This is a genomic window from [Clostridium] symbiosum ATCC 14940 (assembly GCF_000466485.1).
GTDB lineage: Bacteria > Bacillota > Clostridia > Lachnospirales > Lachnospiraceae > Otoolea > Otoolea symbiosa.
In genome coordinates, this window is the sequence record NZ_KE992902.1 from 476 (window position 1) to 21,496 (window position 21,021).

Here is a 21,021-nt window from a genome sequence, read left to right on the forward strand (position 1 = left end):
GCGGCGTCCTCACCTGCTTAACTAAACAACATTGGTTCGACAGCATGAACTGTTTCGTCTTTCTTTCTCTATTCATTATCATAACAACATTACAGAATTTTGTAAAGTTTTTGTCTTTTTGTTAAAACTTCCTGTTTTTCTATTGACGATTCTTGTCTTATAATGGTATAAAAAAACTGTATAAAAGTCAGGCAGGAATTCCTGTCTTATTTATGGAGGAGCAATCATCATGTCTAATGACTATGTTTTTAATGACACCCTTCCGGTGGCGCCTTTAAAAATCGCCGCTTTGGAAAGCTGTAAGGAATTGGCCGGTAAAGTAAATGAACATATTCTTAACTTCCGCCACAATGATATTGAGATTCTGAAAAAAAGGCAGGAGAACCTTCAATACCGTGGCTACGATGCAGATTCCTATCTGTTAAACTGTGCCTGTCCGCGGTTTGGCAGCGGCGAGGGAAAAGGAGCTGTCTATGAGTCTGTCCGTGGTACCGATATCTACGCAATGGTGGATGTCACCAACTACAGCCTTACTTATAAAATGAGCGGTTTTACGAACCATATGTCACCGGATGATCACTTTCAGGATTTAAAGAGGATCATCGGCGCCACGGTTGCCACCGCACACCGCGTTAATGTTATTATGCCCTTTTTATATGAGGGCAGACAGCATAAGAGAACCAGCCGTGAATCATTAGACTGTGCGATGATGCTGGAAGAGCTGATCCAGATGGGTGTCAGCAACATCATTACCTTCGATGCCCACGATCCGAGAGTCCAGAATGCAATCCCGTTAAACGGATTTGATAATTTTATGCCGACTTATCAGTTTATCAAGGCCCTCTTCGCCCATGATAAGACACTGAAGATTGACAAGGATCACCTGATGGTAATCAGCCCCGATGAGGGAGCGATGAGCCGCGCCGTATATCTGGCCAACAACCTGGGCGTAGATATGGGTATGTTCTACAAACGCCGAGACTACTCCCGTATCGTGAACGGACGCAACCCGATTGTGGCCCATGAATTCCTCGGTTCCTCCGTGGAAGGCAAGACAGTTCTCATCATCGACGATATGATTTCCTCCGGCGAGAGCATGCTGGATACCGCCAAAGCCCTGAAGGAGAGAAAGGCCGAGCGCGTCGTGGTATGTACGACATTCGGACTTTTCACCAACGGACTTGACAAATTTGATGAATTTTATGCTAAGGAATATATTGACTGTGTAGTTACGACAAACCTGAATTACCGCACGAAAGAGCTTTTAGAGCGTGAATGGTATGTGGAAGCCGATATGAGCAAGTTCATTGCCGCTATTATCAACTCCCTGAACCACAACGTATCGCTTGAGAATGCACTGACTCCGACTGCGAAGATTCAGAAGCTGATCCGCAGGTATAATGAGAATGCGGACGGGTTTCAGTATTTTAAAACATTAGTATAAGCCGGGGCGGCAGAAAGCCGGAGTTCGTTCCATACCGATTTGGTATGTACGGACTCCGGCTTTCTGCATATCGGGCTGCCGGTTTCTCCATCGCTTCGGTGCGCTCGTACATGAGCACTACAGATCGTCCACCAAAGCGCTGCTTTTTGCATATGCCGTGCTTCTGGCCTCAAAAAAGTCGGTCTTGATCATGTTTGCATTGCTGTACTGGCTGACCCAGGCCATCGTTTCAGGCTCATGCGCATATCCGTCATAGAGAGGCTCAAATCCCAGATTAGAGCAGCGCAGGTTTCCCAGATAGCGGATATAATCCGTAATCATCTGTTTTGTAAGTCCGGGCACTTCATCGCCGATGGCATAGCAGCCCCAGGCTATCTCCTGCTCGCAGCCTTCCCGTATCATCTCACGGTAACAATCTGTCTTCTCCCGGGAAAAAAGCGACGGCTCTTCTGTCTGCAGTTCCCGGATAATACTTCCGAACAGCCAAAGATGAGTATTTTCATCCCGGTTGATATAGCGGATCTCCTGGGCGGAGCCGGGCATTTTGTGGTTCCGTCCGAGATTGTAAAAAAACATAAAACCGCTGTAAAAATAAATCCCTTCCAGTATATAGTTGGCTATCAAAGTTTTCACAAAGGCAAAGGGAGTCTTATCCTTCTGGAATTCATTGTACAGCCCTCCGATGAAGGTATTTCTGGCCAGCAGGTGTCCGTCATTTTTCCACTGGTACAGAACCTCGTTCCTGGTCTGCGGTTCACAGATTGTATCTAACATATAGCTGTAGCTCTGGCTGTGAACCGCTTCCTGAAATATCTGGATAGACAGGCACAGGTTGATTTCATTGGCTGTGATATACTCGCCGATGGCCGGCAGATTGGCCGTCTGTATGCTGTCCAGAAAGACGAGGAAGGACAATATTTTGTCGTAGGCCCGCCGCTCTCCCACAGTCAGCAGCGGATAATCCTTTACATCAGTTCCAAGGTTTATCTCCTCCGGCACCCAGAAATTGTTCATGGCCTGCCGGTACCAGCCGCTGACCCAGGTATATTTCATGTTGTTAAAATCATTCAGGTTGGTGGTATTGCCGTTAATCATACGGCGGCTTTGCAGATCGGTGTCCCCGTCCGGGTTAAATAACAATTTGCGTTTCAGTTCTTCCAATTTGAATTTACCTCTCTCCTATTACTGTGTTCTGTTCCGCTGCCTGTATATCCCGCTTCCGTTACTGCCCGTCAGAAACGTTCTAGCTGGAACAGACTTCACACTCTTCAATCTCCAGGCTTTTTGAACGTATATAATAAATGGTCTTCACCCCGCTTTTCCATGCCAGAAGATAGAGCTCCAGCACCTGCCGCAGCGTATAATTGTTGGTAATATAAAGATTGATACTCTGCGCCTGATCAATGTGGCGCTGGCGGATACCCGCTGCTCTCAGGGACCATTTCTGGTCTATATAATGGGCATTTTTATACCGCCAGTAAGTAGACGGCGTAAGCTCCGGCGCAACGCGCGGAACGAGGCCGTTCTTTTTTTCTTCCAGATAGAAGCGGTTCATAATCGGATCCAGCCCGGCCGTCGTGCCTGAAATCATGCTGGTACTGCTGGTGGGAGCCGCGGCAATCAGCCAGCCGTTCCGGAGTCCCACGGCGGCTGCCTTTTCTCTCAGACGGCGCCACTCATCCGAACAATATCCACGCATTTCAAAGTAACTGCCGGTCTGCCAGCCGCTTCCCGGAAAGTATTCGTAGCAGCCTTTTTCCTCAGCATAATCGCAGCTTGCCTCAATTGCGGCATAGTTGATCCACTCAAACACACGATCCGCTATGGCCAGATGTTCCTCCGATTCCCAGGAAATACCGTTTTTCGCCAGCATATGATGATAACCGCTGACGCCAAGACCGACAGGCCGGTACCGCAGATTGTTAATTTTCGCATAAGGCACCGGAAAAAAATTCAGATCAATCACATTATCGAGCGCCCGGACCGCACAGCGTACAAGAAAAGTGAGTTCACTGCGGTCCGACACATTAATTTTCCCCAGGGAAAGGCTTGCCAGATTGCATACCACAAAATCTCCCGGCTTTGTCACAGTCACAACGACGGTTTCTCCATCCACCGTCTCAATCCTCTGCTCCAGAGCTTCCACCGGACTCATATTCTGTGCAATCTCCGTACACAGATTACTGCAGTAAATCATACCGCGGTGACGGTTCGGGTTGGCCCGGTTAACCGTATCCCGGTTGAAGGTAAACGGTGTTCCGGTCTCCACTGCGCTTTTTAAAATCAGCCGGATGATATCTTTGATTGGCAGCACCCGTTTCGGGATCCGCTCATCCTTCACACAGTCCCAATAACGTTTTTCCCATTCCTGTCCGTAATAATCTTCCAGGGCATAACCGGTCGCCGCCAGAATCTCATGAGGGCACATCAGGTACCAGTCGGAATCGATTGCCTCGTCTGCCAGTCTCCAGAACAGGTCGGGATAACATACGGCCGGAAAAACGTCGTGTGCCTTCATACGGTCATCGCCGTTATTGGTCCGCAGCGCCAGAAATTCGGGAAGATCTTTATGCCATACGTCCAGATAAACGGCTACGGCCCCCTGTCGCACGCCGAGCTGATCTACTGCCACTGCCGTGTCATTGGCCAGCTTAATCCATCGTATTACGCCTCCGGCCGCTCCTTTGAAACCGCGGATCGAACTGCCGGATGCCCGCACCTTGCCGAAATAGAGTCCCATACCGCCTCCGAATTTGCTGACTTTGGCAAAGCTGTCTATACTGCGGTAAATCCCGTCAAGGCTGTCCGGCACCGTATCGATGAAGCAGGATGAAAGCTGATGGTAAGGTTTTCGCGCATTGGAAAGCGTCGGGGTAGCCATCGTGACCTTCAGCGTACTCAGCATATCGTAGAACCGTTTAACCCATTTCATACGGTCTTTTTGTTCCTTCATCGCCAGGTGGAGCGAAATCCCCAGAAACATCTCCTGAGGCGATTCAAGCGGTATGTTTTGGCGGCTCCGTATTACATATCTGGATAATAGAAGATCAAGGCCTGCATAATTGAAAAGCAGATCCCGCTTCTCGTCGATCAGGCCGCCCGCTTCCTCTAGCTCTTCTCTGCTGTAATATTCCATAATATAGCTGCCGTAAAGATTTTCCCGGGTCAGATAGCGGATCCTGTCATAGAAGCTGCCGATCCCGTGCTTCTTATCCTCTTCCCTCAGGTTTATCCGAAAACGCACCAGGAGAAGGTACGCGGCAATATACTCCCAGTCCGGCGCTTCCTTTCGCGTCAGTTCTGCCGCTGCCTGAATCAGCAGGGATAACGCTTCCTCCGGTTCCATATTCTTTTTTACAAAAGCAGAAAACTTATGAGCCAGAAGCTCCGGGGAATATTCCTCCTTCGGCCACCTCGCCTCTATTTCCTCCAGGGCAGGTGCCAGCTCCGGAACCTCCCGGGTTAAATGCTCCAGGCTCTGCAGGCTCACCTGCGATCCGGCTGTTTTGCCGGCGCCGGTATCTTTTAGATTATCCATTATTTACCCCCTGTGGACTCTTTCGCTTATTTTTTGAAGTATCAATGAAATTATTCTCCCAACCGGATAAGCAGTTATCCGGGGGAAGAATCAAAGACAGCTAAATATCAGTATTAATAACTGTTATTAGTTGTCTACTGTAATAATATACCACAAGATATAGGTTCTGGCAATGAAAAACAACAAAATAAGGAATAACGATAGCCTGCATGCTTCGCCGCACGGGTCACCGCCTTCAACAGAAAAGGAACTGCCGGAACCCATTCCAGGTCCGGACAGTTCCTGAATCGGAAGCAGTCATATTTCACATGTAACGGGTAACATGTCAGACAGCATGAACTGTTACTGTAACGGAGCCTTCTGCTTTATGTGCTCCTCAGATCGGCTTCCATGTAATAATAGGTCCATGTTTCACCGCGAAAGCCGGTCTGTTTTTCTCCCAGCCGGTCTGCTCTTACAAATCCCTCCGCCTCATATAAACGGCGCGCCGGCTCATTGCAGTCATACACGCCCAGAGTGACAAAGTCAAGGCCAAGGCACAGCCGGGCATACTGCAGCGCCAGCCGGACCATCTCCCTTCCATAGCCCTTCCCTCTGCAGCCGGGATCTACGATAATAAAGCCCATGTGGGCCCGGTTCCCGGCCCAGTCGATCTGCCGGAAGGAAAAGTGGCCGGCCGGATTTCCGGCGCCGTCCAGTGCGGTGAAGGCAGCGGCAGCCGGATCCGCTGCAAAGTCTTCGCAGTAATCGGCAAGCTGCTCCGCCGTCAGCGGCCAGCAAAACCGGTCTGCCTTCCAGAATTCCACGGTGCGCTCATCTTCAAGCCATTTCATCAGATATCCGGCATCTGCCGGTTTATAGGGTCTCAGCCGCAGCATAATATCCTCCTTTACTTACAAATTCAGTTTTTCATAGCTTCTCTCCAGATAGACATCCAGCTTTCTCTTCAATTCCCGGTTCTCTCCGCTCGACAGAAGGGGATCTTGATCCATCAGCATTTTTACCTCCTCGGAAACCGTCTTCAGAATATCGGCATCTGTAAAAATATCGGCCAGCCTGAATTCCAGATCGCCGCTCTGGCGTACGCCGAATAAATCGCCCGGCCCTCTGAGCTTTAAATCTTCGGAAGCAATGAAAAAGCCGTCATTTGATTTATTTAAAATCTCAAGCCGCTTCTGCGCGTCCTCCTCACCGGAGCAGTTTACCATAATACAGTAGGATTGGGCCTTTCCACGGCCCACACGGCCGCGGAGCTGGTGAAGCTGGGCAAGTCCGAAACGCTCCGAATTTTCTATCATCATGACCGTTGCATTCGGCACGTTAATTCCGACTTCAATGACCGTAGTGGAGACAAGGACCTGGATTTCATTGGCGGCAAAAAGCTCCATGAGCCTGTTCTTTTCTTTCGCCTTCATCTTTCCGTGCAGATATTCGACCCGTATATCACCGGACAGGTGTTCCCTGAGGGTTTTCGTGTAATCGACGACATTCTCCGCCTCCAGCATCTCGCTCGCCTCCACCATCGGACAGATGACATAGGCCTGCCGTCCCTCCTTTACCTCTTTTTCTATAAAACGGTAGGCATTTTCGCGGTAATCCCTGCCCACGACACAATTCTTAATCGGCTGTCGGTTGGCGGGAAGCTCGTCTATAACGGAAATATCTAAATCTCCATAAATAATGATGGCCAGGGTACGCGGAATCGGCGTGGCGCTCATGACCAGAATATGCGGCTCCATTCCTTTATTACCAAGCATCTCCCTCTGACCCACGCCAAAACGGTGCTGTTCGTCGGTAATGACCAGGGCCAGCTTGTCATAGATCACTTTCTCCTGTATCAGGGCATGTGTCCCTACAATAATGTCTGCCTCATGGTTTGCAATCGTTTCGTAGGCCAGCCTCTTTTCTTTGGCTGCCATGGAACCGGTCAGAAGGACAGGTCTGGCAGACAGCCCAAGGCCCGTAAACAGCTCATTCATCGATTCAAAATGCTGTCTGGCCAAAACCTCCGTCGGAACCATTAAAGCGCCCTGGTAGCCGTTTCCGGCCGCCTGGAGAAGGGCCAGGACTGCAATAATTGTTTTGCCGGAACCTACATCCCCCTGAATCAGGCGGTTCATGATATGGCCCCCCGACAGATCGCGGTATACCTCATCCAGAACTTTTTTCTGCGCATTGGTCAGGGAATACGGAAGCCTCTGTTCCAGCCCGCGGATCTGATTATCAATTTTGAACGGACAGGGACTCGCCTTGTCCACTTTCTTATCCTTCAGAAGCCGTACGGAAAGCAGAAACATGAAAAATTCGTCGAATACCAGTCTTTTCCTTGAAAAAAGAAGCTCCGTCTCATCCTTCGGAAAGTGAATATGTTCCAAAGCAAAATTATATTCGGCAAGCTGGTATTTTTCCCTCAGGGCGGCGGGGAGGTAATCTTTCTCCGTCTCCTTAACCTCGAGGGCTTCCGCCACTGTCCTGGCAATTGTTTTGTTTCCCAGGCCCTTTGTCTGGCCGTAAACCGGCTGCATGGAGTGCACCAGACGCGCATAGGCTTCCGGCCGGTAAATCTCCGGCTGCTCCATCGTCAGCCGCCCCCTTTTTCTGACAAGCCGTCCCCGGAAAATGAAATGCTCCCCCGCCTTCAGGGTCCCCCTCAGATACGGCATATTATACCATGTCAGCGTCAGAATTCCGCTGATGTCGCGGACAGTCACGGTGGTCACCTGGAGATGGCCGAATTTTACAACGTCCGCCGTCTTGGTCAGCATACCGGATACGGCGGCCATTGTCTCCGGGAGAAGTTCTGAGATCGGCTGCGGCTCACGGAAGGTATCGTAGGCCCGGGGATAGTAATGGAGCAAATCTTCCACAGTCTGCACCCCCAGCCTGGCGAACAGCCCGGCCGTCTTGTCACCGATTCCTTTCAGCGATGTAACAGGCCTTTCAGCGATACCCGGCACTATGTTTTTAAAATTCTCATTTTTCATCAATTTAACCTTTTACAATTTATAAACTTCTGCAAAGAAAAAAGCAGAGGCAAACCGCCGCTTTTTTCTTTGGTCTGCCTCTGTGTAACGGATATTCCTATTCCACCGAAATCATATAGTAGTAGATCGGCTGTCCGCCGTTATGAAGCTCGATCTCACAGCCGGAAAATGCCTCCTGTGCTTTTTCATAGAACGCTTCGGCCTCGCTCTCCTTCACATCTTCTCCATAGTAGATGGAAATCAGTTCGGATTCATCATCTACCATGGCCCGGAGTGTTTTAAGCGCCGTCGATTCCACATCCTTACCGACAGCCAGCATGCCGCTGTCACCGATTCCCATGATATCTCCTTCGGTTATCTCCATCCCGTCGATGGAGGTGTTCCTGACTGCATAGGTAATCTGCCCGCTCTTTACACGACCCATCTCCTGGATCATCAGCTCCAGATTCTCTTCCCACGGCAGATCCGGTGCAAAATTAATAATTGCCGTAATTCCCTGCGGCACCGTCTTGGATGGAACCACAATAATCTTTTTATCTTTTACGAGGCTTCTTGCCTGCTCTGCGGCCAGAATGATATTCTTATTATTCGGAAGGATATAGATAGTATCGGCATTAACGCAGTCGATAGCATTCAGCATGTCCTCAGTGCTTGGGTTCATCGTCTGTCCGCCCTCAATCAGGTAGTCCGCACCGATTCCCCTGAAAATTTCGCTCATCCCATCTCCGATGGAGACTGCAATAAATCCGTATGCCTTCCTTGGCTCCATGGCCTCTTTTTCTTTCTGCTGCTTCGCCAGCTTTTCGGCATCCTTAATCAGTCTCTCCTGATGTTCCTCCCTCATATTGTCGATCTTCATCCTGGAGAGCGAACCAAAGGTAAGAGCCTTCTGGATAGCCAGTCCCGGATCATTCGTATGAACATGTACTTTGACCATATCATCATCAGATACAACGACAATGGAATCACCGATCGATTCCAGGTATCCTTTGAATTCATGTTCCGACTTCTGGTTATATTCTTTTTCCAGATTTATGATAAATTCGGTGCAGTAGCCAAACTTAATGTCAAATTCTTCGGCAGGCGGTGCAGTCTGAAGCGGTGCCTGTGTCCTGGCGCCTTCCACCGACAGATCCATTTCCTTTCCGGTCAGCCCGTCCAGACAGCCTTTTAAGACCTGCATCAGTCCCTGGCCGCCGGAATCCACTACGCCTGCTTCTTTAAGAATCGGCAGCATCTCCGGTGTCTGGCTCAGAACATAATCGCCGTGCTCGATTACCTTTCGTGCAAATTCGATGATGTCCTCTGTCTGTGAGACAAGCTCCGATGCTTTATCGGCCATTCCCTTGGCAACCGTAAGGATCGTACCCTCCTTCGGTTTCATAACAGCTTTGTACGCAGTCTCCGTTCCCCGGTTAAACGCATTGGCAAGAGTCGTTGTCGTGATAACGTCCACCGTCTTTATCTCTTTCGTAAAGCCGCGGAACAACTGGGAAAGAATCACACCTGAGTTACCTCTGGCTCCTCTTAAAGAACCGGATGAAATCGCCTTGGCGAGAGATTCCATTGTCGGATTTTCGATTGCCGCAACCTCTCTGGCCGCTGAAAGTATCGTCATCGTCATATTGGTTCCCGTATCGCCGTCCGGTACGGGAAATACATTCAGCTCATTAATCCATTCTTTATTGGCCTCAAGGCCTTTCGCTCCGGCCAGAAATGCTTTTTTAAGCATCTCGGCGTCAATATAGTTCATACCCACAGGTAGTTTCCTCCTTAATCTATCACTCTTACGCCTTCAACAAAGATGTTGATTTTTTCAACCGCCATTCCGGTAAACTCTTCAACCTTATATTTTACATTCTCTATCAGATTGTCTGCGACCGTGGAAATACTTACACCATAGCTGACAATGACATGGAAGTCAATACTGATCATATTTTCTTTGATGGAAACGTTAATCCCATGGGTAAGACTGTCCCTCTTAAGCAGCTTTACCAGCCCGTCCTTCATACTGACCGCAGCCATTCCGACAATTCCAAAGCATTCAACGGCAGTCGTGCCGGCATACATGGCGATTACTTCCGGGTCGATCTGTATCGAACCAAATTTATTATTAATGCGACCTTTCATATCTCACAGCCTCCGTTTCTTTCTATTTATATTGATGATTATCTCATATCCCTGCCGGGAACTGAATTATAACAATCGCTCTGCGATTATTATACCTTATTTTCATGAAAAAAGAAACAAATTTTTAAATTTCACTTGCAAAATTCCCTTCTTTCTGCTATTATACATTTGTTATGGATTTTTAATAGGAAGTCCAATTCGTTCGGTTAAGGAGGTGCAATAATGGCTAAATGTGCAATCTGTGAAAAAGCTGCTCACTTCGGTAATGCAGTAAGCCACTCACATAGAAGATCTAACAAGATGTGGAAAGCTAACGTTAAGTCTGTTAAGGTAAAAACTAACGGCGGAGCTCAGAAGATGTACGTATGTACTTCTTGCTTAAGATCCGGCTTAGTTGAAAGAGCTTAATTGTGATAGACACAAGGAATTGTAAGTTCTGCAAATTTTAACCGTTGAACAGTGAAGCCCCTGGCATTTGCCCGGGGCTGTCTTTTATTTAACAGGAAATCTCTCCTGTTAAATAAAAACCGCTCGCGGAGGATCGCAACTCTAAAGAGGGCTTGTTCACTAAGCTCGTTACACTCGCTTCGGCGACTCGCCGCAGGCGGAGAATCCCGCGAGCGCGATTCTTTCTTAATTGAAGACGCTAACCTGCATGCTCCGCGTACAGGTTAGCGTCTCTGTATTGACATTCTTCCGGGCTTTAACAGCCGCAGAACAAATTATATCCGATTATCAGGCATGAAATGGCTGCACAGACCCACAGGAAGTTCTTGGGAAAAATGAGTACCAGCATCATTCCAATGCCTATGGAAAATATTACAAGCCCGCATAGACGCCTCACGGCAGTCCCCTCCCTGTACAAATCCGGTTACCAGTATTATATGCCGGCCAGGGTAAAATCATGCGGCTATTTTTCTAATTCTTCCGCCATCGCCTCTGCTTTTTCCAGAGCTTCCTCCGTAATCACGTCGTCCTTTCCGCCTACAAATCGGTTGACAAAGTCAGGAACCATATCGATGATTTTTGTGACGGCATCCTGATGCTTGATATTGACTAACTTTGTGACGCCATTCTGAATGACGAGAATCGCACTGGGGCTCATCTTTGCGCTCATACCGCCTGCACCGTTATTCTTGGACGGCTGGCTGAAGGCTCCGGCCGCCATTGCGCAGGTTACGTCCACCAGCGGAAGGATAATCGTATCGTCGATCTTAACGGCCTCTCCCACCACGGTTTTGGTTGTCACAAAATTATCCATGCCTTTAAACAGTGCCTCCACTGTTGATGAAAACTGATTATCTGCCATATTATATTCCTCCTCGGTTCAGGAACCGCTTCAACTGTTTCCTGAAATTTTTATTTAACAATACACGGATCCCGGCCATCAGCAGAGTGCCCGTCCGGATGCGTCCTTTCAGTGACACTTCGCCTTCCAGCACCTGCCTGTCAAATACAGGCCGGATAATGAGCTTATCGTGATACAGCGGATAGAGAAGCGCAGCCCAGGTAAGGATCTGGCCGGTAATATACGGTTCCTCAAACCCAAATGTGACAGTCCCCTTTAGTTTTACCGGCAAAACATGTCGCAATACTTTTTTTAGCTGTTTTTTTATCAGCCTATACGTCTTTTGATTCTCTTCATCCCGCATAAACGAAGCGGCAGACTCTCTCAGATTATCCGCTTTTTTCAGAGCATCGCAAATGTTTCTGAAAGCAAGCGCCAGCCGGCGGAAAAATCTCTTAACTTTCCCGGCCAGACGCTGCAGCAGATGTTCCTTCACCGGGATGTCTGCCTGCTTCTCAGGCTCACTCTCTTCCTCATGCCGTGAAAACTGCAGTTTCGGATCTTCCGGTTCATCCCGCTTTATCTCCTGCGCAGAAAGAACCGGCTCGTCCTGCAAAACACCGTGATATGCCTCTTCATCCGCATGCGCTCCCCTGACGGAAAACGCATCTTCGTCAGGAACCGGCTCACCGTCATCGAATTCTTCCGCCTCTTCTCCTCTATCTTTAAAAGCACGGAATCCGAGGATACGTATCTGTATCTCGGGTTCTCCATAGTAGCTTACACGAACCGATAAGAGATGCAGAAGCCATGTTATCCTGAACACACCTTCCGGTTTTTCATAAAAAGATCCCTGTCCGCGGTACCTGACAGGGACCAGAAGGACAGACAGAAGAAGCAGAATGATAAGCCCCAGTATGGCAAGCAGCAGGAATCCCGCTATTTTCAATATTAGAAATAAAATATGGAGCATTCCATTCACCTCTGCCCATTATTAGAGAGAAATTCCCGAATGGAAAACCTGCCTGTCGTATGATACATCTCATCTACAATGTCACGCGCCACTTCCAGCGCTTCATAGTAATCGGCAGCAATTCCGAGAATCAGTAAATCCTCTTTCTTACTGTAATATTCCGTAAGGAGGAGGCTGGCCGGATAAATATCCATGAGGTTCTCCCCGCATGAAGCCGGGGTTATCACATGGACTCCCGCCTGAAACCTGCCTTTACGGATATTCTGTATGATTGTAAATCTTTTCTTTTTGGCTTTTTGGCCTACATATAGATGCTTATACCAGCGCATTCCCCTCCACCATTATCTGCTTCAAATTTATCATGCAGGCTTCTTTTTCCGCCGTATCCATGCACAGTGCAAGACTGTCCTTTATATAAGACTCTATCTCCTCAAGTGAATTAAACCAAACCGGTATTTCGGACAGAACCTTTGCCATTACCGCTCTGGATGTGACTTTACACGTTCTTTTTAAACGCGTTTCCAGTTGTGTGAATAAAGTCTCCAGGGAAGAGGAAAACACCTGTTCCGTTACCTTGCCGCCGTCCGGCTCCCTCTTAAGGGAAGCGGCGAAGCTTCCGGATAATAACCGGTCCACTATGAACAGTTCCTCATCCGTGTCCTCTTCCGGCGAAGCGCATTTGCCAAGCTCCTTCAGATAATGCTCCCAGTAATACTCCTGTTTTCCTTCCAGCGGGGCAAACAGAGCGGAAATCTCACCGCCGTCCTCTGCGCAGTAATCATCTCCACCGATGATTCTTTTAAGAACGGCGCCCAGAGTCTTTTCCGCCGTATCCAGGTAAGGAGAATCTATAACATAAGCCCGGCTTTTTTCCAGCACATATAAATCATTGACCAAATCCGGAAGGCATATTAACTGGCCCAGAATATTGGATAAGCTGTCATAGCTTTGATTAAAGCGTTCTTTGAGCGCTTGAAAGCTGTCCCGGGTAAGCTCCGGATAATCGCATTTTTCCATCTCCACGGCTGTACTGTGAATGTTCTGAAAAAGCATCTGCGATAGTTCATCCTCCGGCTTTGTTTCATAGAGCGGCAATGCGGCCGCACTGCGTATCTTGTCAATCATCCGTTCCAAATCTCTTTTTCCGCGCCCTTTGTATGGCCTCAGGCTTTCCTCGATTACGCTGTAAAATTTACTTTTAGTAAAGCGGACGGGCAGCTCGCCGACAATCGTCTGAATGCGCCTGTTGGTATCCAGATTGTTTTCACCATCCATGATGAAATCCATCAGAGAGTCTGCCAGAGCCTCGGGAACGATACGGACGGGTTCCTCCGGGAAGAGCTTTCTTTCCATCCGATCCATCACATATTCGTGTATACAGTAACAGTCCAGATAATTTGAGACACGGTCAAGCAGGCCCAGCGCCTGCTCTCTCATCTCTTCCAGCGCGGAGCATTCCTCTTCCCCTTTGAGAAAATTCTCTGCTTTATCGGTCAGCCTGACCGCAAACTCCCTCAGAAATGCGGAGGGAACCGCTTCCTCCATATCCTCAAACAAGCTGAACAGATTCAGTGTAAATCTTGTGTAGGAATAATAATGTGCTGCCGAAAGCAGCTTTTTTTTATCAACACTACCCAACTTCTATTCCCCTCAGTCTTTCTCCTTATTGGCACTTATAAGGCCCTACTTTTACTACCGTTTTAATCCTTTTTATAATGGCTCAGCACGGAACGCCTGAGCAGGTCAAGTGCCTGTACAACCGTCTGTTCGCGGACTTTTTCCCTGTTGCCGTTAAAATGATATTCCTCAACCTGTACGCTGTCTTTCATATAGCATGCAATATAGACTAAGCCTACCGGTTTTTCCGGAGTTCCGCCGTCCGGCCCCGCCACGCCCGTAACCGCAATGCAGATATCGGCATCCGTTGCAAAAACCCCGCCGGTTGCCATCTCTTTTGCCGTCTGTTCACTGACCGCACCGTATTTTCTGAGTGTGGTTTTGCTGACGTCAAGCTGTTTCCTCTTCGCTTTATTGGAATAGGTGATGAAGCCCTGGCGGAATACCTCGGAAGCGCCCGGTACATTGACCAGCCGCCCTGCCAGCAGTCCTCCGGTGCAGGATTCCGCCGTCGTGACAGTCAGGTCGTATTTTGTGAGCAGCCGGACTACAACATCTTCCAGCGTCTCGTTTTCATCGGTAGTATAAACTGCGTTGCCGAAACGTTTTTTAATCTCTTTTACAACGGGTTTTAAAATCTTCTTCGCTTCCTCATCAGTCTCCGCTCTGGCCGTGACACGGATATGAACTTCTTTCGTCTTTGCATAGGTGGCAATCGTTGGATTGGTCTGGCTGTCGATCAGATCGAGAAGCATCTCCTCCACCTTGCTTTCACCAAATCCGCAGATCTTTATCATCTGGGATCGGATGATACCGGACTGTTTTCCCTGAATATAAGGGCAGACCTGCTCTTCAAACATGGGATACATTTCGCCCGGAGGGCCTGGAAGCAGGATTGCAATTTTTCCGTCTTTCTCCACTGCAAGACCCGGAGCCGTGCCATTGTGGTTTTCAAAAATAACAGCTCCTTCCGGAACCAGGGCCTGTCCCCAATTGCTTTCCGGCAGTTCGCTTTTCATCCTCAGTTTGTACCATTCTTCAAGATGGGCTTTTACCGTAGGGTCTTCCACCAGGCGGGCCCCCATTACCTCTGCACAGACCTCTTTTGTGATATCATCCTCGGTAGGGCCAAGTCCCCCGTTCAGGATAATCATGTCTGCCCTGTCAAGCGCAGTCTTTATGACACCAGCCATTCTCTCCCTGTTGTCGCCTACCGTCGTCTGATAATATACCGACAAACCCAGCATGGCGCATTTTTCAGAGAGGTAACGGGCATTTGTATTAACGATATTACCAAGCAGCAGTTCCGTCCCCACGGAAATCAGTTCAACAACCATCTTTAGATGCTCCCTTCTGTAAGAATCTTATAGTTCTTAGCAATATAATCTACCAGTGATATAATTGTCAATGCGAGCGCTACCCAGACACAGAAGCTTGTGATGAGGGCAAGGGCCGGCATATTCAGAATCAGAAGGACTACCGCCACCATCTGAAATGTTGTCTTGAATTTCCCCCAGTAGCTGGCCGCTATCACGACCCCGTTATCCGAAGCCACCAGCCTGAAACCGCTGATGATAAATTCACGGCTGATGATGATGATGACCATCCAGGCCGGAAGCTGTCCAAGCTCGATCAGGCAGATCAGGGCGGAACAGACCAGAAGCTTATCGGCCAGAGGATCCATGAACTTTCCAAAATTTGTAACCAGATTATACTTTCTTGCAATCTTTCCATCCAGCAGATCGGTAAGGCTTGCCACGATGAAAAGAACGAGTGAAATCATGCGGAAGGTCGTATTTTCTCCTCCCTGATAAAGCAGAAAAAACACAAAAAAAGGAATCATAAAGACGCGCAGTGTCGTCAGTTTATTCGGCAAATTCATCTATCATCTCTCCAATCAAATCGTAGTCAGCCGCACCTGTCACCCTGACCCGGCAAAAATCGCCGGACATGAGGGGAACGTCTGCATTTACAAAGATTAATCCGTCCACACCAGGGGCATCCATATAAGTTCTTCCCACAAAGGCATTCTCATCCGCCACTTTTCCTTCAATCATGACTTCCAGAATCCTGCCAACCATGCTCTCCGCCTTTTCAAAGGCTATATCCTGCTGGAGTTCCATGAGTTCATCCCGTCGCTCGGCTCTGACTTCTTCCGGAACCTGATCCGGAAATGAGGCTGCCGGAGTATCCTCCTCAGCCGAATAGGCAAATACGCCCAGCCGGTCGAATTCCATCTCGTCCACAAATTCCATCAGTTCCTCATGATCCTGCGGCGTCTCGCCGGGAAAACCGGAAATCAGGGTGGTGCGCAGAACGATATCGGGTATCTCCTCCCTGAGACGGGCTATCCGCTCCTTAAGCTCCTCCCGGCTGGTCTTCCTTCCCATGCTTTTTAAGATACGGTCACTGGCATGCTGAATCGGAATATCGAGATAATGGCAGACCTTTTCCTCCTCTTTGATTACCTGAACCAGTTCCTCCGTAATCTCCTCCGGATAACAGTACTGAACACGGAGCCATTCAATGCCCGGTATCTCTGCCAGCCGTCTTAGCAGCTCAGGAAGCATCTTTTTACCGTAAAGGTCCGTTCCGTATAGCGTAGTCTCCTGCGCCACCAGTATCAATTCCTTCACGCCCTGTCCGGCGAGCTGTCCCGCTTCCGTCAGAAGACGTTCCATCGGCACGCTGCGGTAAGGGCCGCGGAGAGACGGAATAATACAGTAAGTACAGCGCTTATTACAGCCCTCTGATATTTTCAGGAACGCATAATGGCCCCCCGTCGTGACAATCCGCTTTTCGCTGACCTCAGGAAGGGCTGAAAGATCATGGAAACAGACTGCCTGCTCCCCTGAAAGCGCTTTGTTTAGTACATTCGATATCTCATCATAGGTGGAGGTACCCAAAATTCCATCCACCTCCGGTATCTCTTTGATGATCTCTTCCTTATAGCGCTGCGCCATACAGCCGGTGACGATCAGCGCCCGGCACTTTCCTGATTTTTTGTACTCCGCCATCTCGAGGATTGTATTCACGCTCTCCTCTTTCGCATCATTTATAAAGCAGCAGGTATTAATCAGAATTATATCTGCTTCATTCTCATCGTCGGTAAATGTATGGCCGTCCTTATTTAAAAGTCCAAGCATCATCTCCGTATCCACCAGGTTCTTGTCACAGCCCAGGGAAATACAAAGTATTTTCATTCTTTCACTCCAATCAATTTTTTGTACATTCAGCGGTAACCAGCGCGTTCCGCGCACAGGTCACCGCCAATCAACAAAAGCCATCTCCTTGCACTTAAAAAGCGCGAGACGGCCTTCTTCATTAGTATTCGATCTCATCTTCAGGAGTATTATCGTCGTTGATAATCTTAACTTTGGATTGGTACAGCTCGTCGATAGCGATTGAAAGCGGTTTTCTGGCATCGGCCGGTACGGCGGACTCCTCCCCCGCGATCAGCTGTCTTGCGCGTTTTGCTGTCGCAATCACGATTGAATAACGGCTCTGTATCAGCGGCTCATCACCAGGCTCCACACCGCTGTTCACCACTTTAATTAAATCATTATAGGATGGACGTAACATCATAATTATTCAGGCTCCTTTCAAAAGTCCTTCATTTCTTCTCTGATTGTTCTGATTAAGTTTAAATGATTCCCTACCCTTGCATGCATTGCCTGTATCAGGCCGTGCATCCTGTCGACGCATTCGTCAATCTCGTCGTTTACAAGGAGAAAATCATAATCTTCAATTCCTTCTGCCTCTTTGGCAGCTCTTGAGAGCCTTGCATTGATCGTCTCAACCGGCTCTGTCCCTCTTTTTACGAGACGGCGGCGAAGCTCCTCTGCGCTGGGCGGAGTTACGAATATAAGCACCGCTTCCGGGAATTTCTGCTTAATTTTAAGCGCTCCCTGAATCTCGATCTCCAGCAGCACGTCTTTTCCAGCTTCCATGCCGGAGGTGACATACGCCTTCGGCGTTCCATAATAATTCCCGACATACTGGGCATACTCCACCAGCTCGTCGTTCTCTATCATCTGTTCAAATTCTTCACGTGTTTTAAAAAAATATTCTCTTCCGTCCTCTTCTCCTTCCCGCGGATTACGGGTTGTCGCGGAAATGGACAGGGCATAGTTATCATATTTTGTCAGAAGGGCCTTCATAAGCGTTCCCTTGCCTGCGCCTGAGAATCCGGATACTACTACTAAAACTCCCTGATTATTCATCATTCAAGTCTCCGTTTGTCTGTTAATCTTAATCTGAACGGCAGTAAAAGCTGCTGGCTGCTATTCTATATTCTGAATCTGCTCCCTGACCTTCTCGATCTCTGTCTTCAGCGCAATTGCCTTATCAGACACTTCCAGATCATTGGCTTTGGAGAGAATGGTGTTGGCCTCGCGGTTCATCTCCTGGGCAATAAAATCCAGTTTTCTTCCCACGCTGCCTCCGGCGGTCAGTTCCGCCTTTGTGGCTTCAATATGGCTTCTGAGACGTACCGTCTCTTCATCCGTACAGATCTTGTCGGCAAAAATCGTAACCTCCGTTGCGATCCTACCCTCATCAACGGCAGAACCCTCCAGAAGTTCTTTCACCTTATCTTCCAGCTTTCTTCTGTATTCATCCATGATCCCCGGCGTACGGTTCTCAATTTCATCCACCAGGCCGGTCATATAATCCAGCTTGCCAAGAAGGTCGGTTTTCAGGTTCTCACCTTCCTTAATTCTGCTCTCTACGAACCTGGCAGCGGCCTCGCTCACAGCCTCCTCCAGAATCTTCCACATCTGGTCTTCATCCTCCGGCTCCTGTTCCATCGTAAGAACCTCCGGGAATCTGGCCAAAGCCGACACGCGCACGTCATTCTCAATCGCGAACTGTTCCGACATCCTGTGGAAATACTCCATATATTCTGCCGCCAGAGAAGCGTTGTATTTTAAAGACATCCGGCCTTCGGTGTAATCCTCATAGGAAATAAACAGATCCACCTTGCCTCGCTGGATATACTTCTTCAGCAGGTTTCTGATACCTGCTTCAAAGAAATTGAACTTTTTTGGCATCTTAATACTCAGATCCAGATAACGGTGGTTCACCGCTTTCATTTCCACTGAAATCTTGTATTCCTCTGTCGTAATTTCGCAGCGGCCAAAACCGGTCATACTCTTTAACATCACAGTTCCCTCTTTCGTCCATAGATAATGGTATTATAATGCAAATAGAGAGGGGAGTCAACTAATTTCAAAATTACGTAACAGTTCAGACAGCATGAACTGTTACGGCATCCGGCTAATTAAATCGCTGCGCGATGAGCCGGATGCTCGCTGCCACTGCCTTTTCGCACGGTCAGCGCAGCAAATGCGCAGACAGTCTGAACTGTTACAGAATTATGCCGTGTCTCTATCCGGCAATCAGCCCCAAAACCGCTGCCAGCAGCATTGTCTTCGGAACCGAAAGACGGAACTTGTACATTGCCCCTCCCGTAATCAGAGCAATGATGACCAGGTTCCACCGTATGATAAATTCCCCGCTTAGAAAAGTGGAGCCGCTCAGTGTTATCACCACTGCGGCCAGCATACCGACACAGGCCGGGCGGATCCCCCACAGCGCATGTTCCATCCAAGGATTCCCTTTCAGCCGTTTTAAGAAATGGGCGGCCAGCATGCACAGTGTCAGTGACGGAACCATAACGCCGAGGCTGCTGATCAGCGCACAGGGGATTCCGTCGATCCGATATCCGACAAAGGTAGCGCAGTTGATTCCCATTGAGCCGGGCGTAATCTCGGCCAGGGCCATCACATCCATCACCTGGGCCTCGGTCATCCAGCCATTGGCCGTCACTTCATCCAGGATTACGGGAATCATTGTCAGTCCTCCGAAGCTGCAAAAGCCGATTCGGATAAATGCAAATACGAGTTTAAGATAGATCTCTGCCACGGCCTGTCCTCTCCTTTACGTACATTGCTATGCCAATCAAGCCGCAGAGGACCACGATAGCCAGCTTATTTAAATCAGAAACCACACAGATGACGGTGACTGCAATCCCGATCAGATACGTTGCCCTGTCAGTCAGCGCATTCTTCTTCAGCTTCCAGGCCGCTCCGATAATAACGGGAATCACAGCGCTTCGAACTCCGTTCATCATCCGGATCACATAAGGATTATTACAGAATATGTCGTAAAAATTTGTGATTACCGCAATGACAATTACCGCCGGGGATACGAGTCCAAAAGAAGCCGCCAGCGCGCCGGGGATCCCGGCAGCCGTATAGCCGAATAATACGGAGTAATTGACAATCATGATACCCGGCAGGGATTTGGCCACGGACATAAAATCCAGAATCTGTTCCTCCGTCACCCACCCCCTTTTCTTGCAGAACTCTTCTTCAATCTGGGCGATGATACTCCATCCTCCCCCAAATGTAAAACAACCTATTTTAAACATTGTACAATAGAGTACAATTAGTTTTCTATATTGTTCTTTCAAACCGCAAACCCCCTTTTTATATGGTTTCAGGAAACTGTTGACCTCTCTGTTTCCTGAGAATGCCTTCCGGTCGAATTGTAATAATTATACATTAGCTGCAAATGCGTGTCAAAATTTAAATGGAGATTTAACTGAGGTTGGAGGACGCGTCCGGAACAGACCATGTCCGGTGTAGTGGGGAGTCTGTCTGAGTCTTCCGTCCCCGTGGGAAGTTGGTCGTGGAGGGGGAATCCGGCCGGAATGAATTGCTGCGGGGACCGTTTGCACTCTTTGGAGTGCGCAGCAGTGCTAAAAGCTCGTGAGGGACCTCGCTAAGCACCGGCGGACTCCCATGTCCCCTCCGCAATTGATTCCGCCTACTTCCCCTGGTCAGGTTTTCGCCGGGGACGGAAGACTCAGGCAAAGTTTCCGCACACCGGACATGGTCCGCTCCGGGCGCTGATTGTCTCCAACCTTAAATGGGGAGGGCCCTGTCGCGGCCACTACGTGTTTACGGCAGGCCAATATCAAAATCTTCCGCAATTTTTTTAAAAGTCCTTTGATGGCATATCGTATTTCCCGTACATGGTAGC

At 48.8% G+C, this 21,021-nt stretch carries 20 protein-coding genes; 2 read left to right on the forward strand and 18 right to left on the reverse strand.

What is annotated here, in order from left to right:
• Positions 1-229 precede the first annotated feature (229 nt).
• Entirely contained in the window at positions 230-1,444 is a 1,215-nt protein-coding gene (locus CLOSYM_RS10120) for a ribose-phosphate pyrophosphokinase (protein WP_003504132.1), read from the forward strand.
• 117 nt (positions 1,445-1,561) lie between these two features.
• Here the strand turns inward: CLOSYM_RS10120 and CLOSYM_RS10125 are convergent, their stop codons facing one another.
• The 6 genes from CLOSYM_RS10125 to CLOSYM_RS10150 all read right to left on the reverse strand — a co-directional run bounded on the left by CLOSYM_RS10125 (position 1,562) and on the right by CLOSYM_RS10150 (position 10,096).
• On the reverse strand, positions 1,562-2,605 hold the full coding sequence (locus tag CLOSYM_RS10125) for a ribonucleotide-diphosphate reductase subunit beta (RefSeq protein WP_003504134.1): 1,044 nt from the start codon (positions 2,603-2,605) through the stop codon (positions 1,562-1,564).
• Positions 2,606-2,687: 82 nt separating this feature from the next.
• Entirely contained in the window at positions 2,688-4,982 is a 2,295-nt protein-coding gene (locus tag CLOSYM_RS10130; protein WP_021642066.1) for a ribonucleoside-diphosphate reductase subunit alpha, read from the reverse strand.
• Between the two features lie 365 nt (positions 4,983-5,347).
• Positions 5,348-5,860, reverse strand: coding sequence for a GNAT family N-acetyltransferase (locus CLOSYM_RS10135; protein ID WP_021642068.1), 513 nt, complete (start codon positions 5,858-5,860; stop codon positions 5,348-5,350).
• Between the two features lie 15 nt (positions 5,861-5,875).
• Entirely contained in the window at positions 5,876-7,966 is a 2,091-nt protein-coding gene (gene recG / locus CLOSYM_RS10140) for an ATP-dependent DNA helicase RecG (RefSeq protein ID WP_021642069.1), read from the reverse strand.
• Between the two features lie 97 nt (positions 7,967-8,063).
• Positions 8,064-9,725 carry a DAK2 domain-containing protein gene (locus CLOSYM_RS10145; protein WP_003507217.1) on the reverse strand — a complete coding sequence of 554 codons (1,662 nt, stop codon included), beginning with the start codon at positions 9,723-9,725 and terminating at the stop codon, positions 8,064-8,066.
• A gap of 14 nt (positions 9,726-9,739) precedes the next feature.
• Positions 9,740-10,096 carry an Asp23/Gls24 family envelope stress response protein gene (locus tag CLOSYM_RS10150; RefSeq protein WP_003504144.1) on the reverse strand — a complete coding sequence of 119 codons (357 nt, stop codon included), beginning with the start codon at positions 10,094-10,096 and terminating at the stop codon, positions 9,740-9,742.
• Between the two features lie 222 nt (positions 10,097-10,318).
• Between CLOSYM_RS10150 and rpmB the strand changes: the two genes are divergently transcribed.
• Positions 10,319-10,504: a 50S ribosomal protein L28 gene (rpmB, locus tag CLOSYM_RS10155; protein WP_003504147.1), complete on the forward strand. Its 186-nt coding sequence runs from the start codon at positions 10,319-10,321 to the stop codon at positions 10,502-10,504.
• Positions 10,505-11,006: 502 nt separating this feature from the next.
• Here the strand turns inward: rpmB and CLOSYM_RS10160 are convergent.
• The 12 genes from CLOSYM_RS10160 to CLOSYM_RS10215 all read right to left on the reverse strand — a co-directional run bounded on the left by CLOSYM_RS10160 (position 11,007) and on the right by CLOSYM_RS10215 (position 20,449).
• Positions 11,007-11,405, reverse strand: a complete 399-nt coding sequence (locus tag CLOSYM_RS10160; RefSeq protein ID WP_003504149.1) for a GerW family sporulation protein — start codon at positions 11,403-11,405, stop codon at positions 11,007-11,009.
• Position 11,406: 1 nt separating this feature from the next.
• The gene (locus CLOSYM_RS10165) at positions 11,407-12,357 is read right to left on the reverse strand and encodes a DUF2953 domain-containing protein (protein ID WP_021642073.1); all 951 of its coding nucleotides are present in this window, start codon (positions 12,355-12,357) and stop codon (positions 11,407-11,409) included.
• 5 nt (positions 12,358-12,362) lie between these two features.
• Positions 12,363-12,551 carry a hypothetical protein gene (locus tag CLOSYM_RS23450; protein WP_227072603.1) on the reverse strand — a complete coding sequence of 63 codons (189 nt, stop codon included), beginning with the start codon at positions 12,549-12,551 and terminating at the stop codon, positions 12,363-12,365.
• Positions 12,552-12,672: 121 nt separating this feature from the next.
• On the reverse strand, positions 12,673-13,995 hold the full coding sequence (locus CLOSYM_RS10175; protein ID WP_021642074.1) for a hypothetical protein: 1,323 nt from the start codon (positions 13,993-13,995) through the stop codon (positions 12,673-12,675).
• A 62-nt stretch (positions 13,996-14,057) separates the two neighbouring features.
• The gene (locus CLOSYM_RS10180; protein WP_003504156.1) at positions 14,058-15,311 is read right to left on the reverse strand and encodes a competence/damage-inducible protein A; all 1,254 of its coding nucleotides are present in this window, start codon (positions 15,309-15,311) and stop codon (positions 14,058-14,060) included.
• A gap of 2 nt (positions 15,312-15,313) precedes the next feature.
• Entirely contained in the window at positions 15,314-15,856 is a 543-nt protein-coding gene (gene pgsA / locus CLOSYM_RS10185) for a CDP-diacylglycerol--glycerol-3-phosphate 3-phosphatidyltransferase (RefSeq protein WP_003507219.1), read from the reverse strand.
• Positions 15,840-17,177 (reverse strand): 30S ribosomal protein S12 methylthiotransferase RimO, encoded by a 1,338-nt coding sequence (gene rimO, locus CLOSYM_RS10190; protein WP_003504160.1) that lies wholly within the window; start codon positions 17,175-17,177, stop codon positions 15,840-15,842. The genes pgsA and rimO overlap by 17 nt, the downstream gene beginning before the upstream one ends.
• A gap of 121 nt (positions 17,178-17,298) precedes the next feature.
• Positions 17,299-17,556 carry a DNA-directed RNA polymerase subunit omega gene (gene rpoZ, locus CLOSYM_RS10195; RefSeq protein WP_024738209.1) on the reverse strand — a complete coding sequence of 86 codons (258 nt, stop codon included), beginning with the start codon at positions 17,554-17,556 and terminating at the stop codon, positions 17,299-17,301.
• A 20-nt stretch (positions 17,557-17,576) separates the two neighbouring features.
• The gene (gene gmk / locus CLOSYM_RS10200; protein WP_044902344.1) at positions 17,577-18,197 is read right to left on the reverse strand and encodes a guanylate kinase; all 621 of its coding nucleotides are present in this window, start codon (positions 18,195-18,197) and stop codon (positions 17,577-17,579) included.
• Positions 18,198-18,257: 60 nt separating this feature from the next.
• Positions 18,258-19,136, reverse strand: a complete 879-nt coding sequence (locus tag CLOSYM_RS10205; RefSeq protein ID WP_003504165.1) for a YicC/YloC family endoribonuclease — start codon at positions 19,134-19,136, stop codon at positions 18,258-18,260.
• A 226-nt stretch (positions 19,137-19,362) separates the two neighbouring features.
• Entirely contained in the window at positions 19,363-19,899 is a 537-nt protein-coding gene (locus CLOSYM_RS10210) for a chromate transporter (protein WP_021642075.1), read from the reverse strand.
• Positions 19,880-20,449, reverse strand: coding sequence for a chromate transporter (locus CLOSYM_RS10215; RefSeq protein WP_009298294.1), 570 nt, complete (start codon positions 20,447-20,449; stop codon positions 19,880-19,882). Before CLOSYM_RS10215 ends, CLOSYM_RS10210 begins: the two co-directional genes overlap by 20 nt.
• Positions 20,450-21,021: the final 572 nt, after the last annotated feature.

Bases quoted from the DNA above. Each gene is read 5' to 3' on its own strand.
- CLOSYM_RS10120 (WP_003504132.1), top strand. From the start codon at position 230: ATGTCTAATGACTATGTTTTTAATGACACCCTTCCGGTGGCGCCTTTA.
- CLOSYM_RS10130 (WP_021642066.1), bottom strand. From the start codon at position 4,982: ATGGATAATCTAAAAGATACCGGCGCCGGCAAAACAGCCGGATCGCAG.
- CLOSYM_RS10135 (WP_021642068.1), bottom strand. From the start codon at position 5,860: ATGCTGCGGCTGAGACCCTATAAACCGGCAGATGCCGGATATCTGATG.
- recG (WP_021642069.1), bottom strand. From the start codon at position 7,966: ATGAAAAATGAGAATTTTAAAAACATAGTGCCGGGTATCGCTGAAAGG.
- CLOSYM_RS10150 (WP_003504144.1), bottom strand. From the start codon at position 10,096: ATGAAAGGTCGCATTAATAATAAATTTGGTTCGATACAGATCGACCCG.
- rpmB (WP_003504147.1), top strand. From the start codon at position 10,319: ATGGCTAAATGTGCAATCTGTGAAAAAGCTGCTCACTTCGGTAATGCA.
- CLOSYM_RS10160 (WP_003504149.1), bottom strand. From the start codon at position 11,405: ATGGCAGATAATCAGTTTTCATCAACAGTGGAGGCACTGTTTAAAGGC.
- CLOSYM_RS10165 (WP_021642073.1), bottom strand. From the start codon at position 12,357: ATGCTCCATATTTTATTTCTAATATTGAAAATAGCGGGATTCCTGCTG.
- CLOSYM_RS23450 (WP_227072603.1), bottom strand. From the start codon at position 12,551: ATGGATATTTATCCGGCCAGCCTCCTCCTTACGGAATATTACAGTAAG.
- CLOSYM_RS10180 (WP_003504156.1), bottom strand. From the start codon at position 15,311: ATGGTTGTTGAACTGATTTCCGTGGGGACGGAACTGCTGCTTGGTAAT.
- pgsA (WP_003507219.1), bottom strand. From the start codon at position 15,856: ATGAATTTGCCGAATAAACTGACGACACTGCGCGTCTTTATGATTCCT.
- rimO (WP_003504160.1), bottom strand. From the start codon at position 17,177: ATGAAAATACTTTGTATTTCCCTGGGCTGTGACAAGAACCTGGTGGAT.
- rpoZ (WP_024738209.1), bottom strand. From the start codon at position 17,556: ATGTTACGTCCATCCTATAATGATTTAATTAAAGTGGTGAACAGCGGT.
- gmk (WP_044902344.1), bottom strand. From the start codon at position 18,197: ATGAATAATCAGGGAGTTTTAGTAGTAGTATCCGGATTCTCAGGCGCA.
- CLOSYM_RS10205 (WP_003504165.1), bottom strand. From the start codon at position 19,136: ATGTTAAAGAGTATGACCGGTTTTGGCCGCTGCGAAATTACGACAGAG.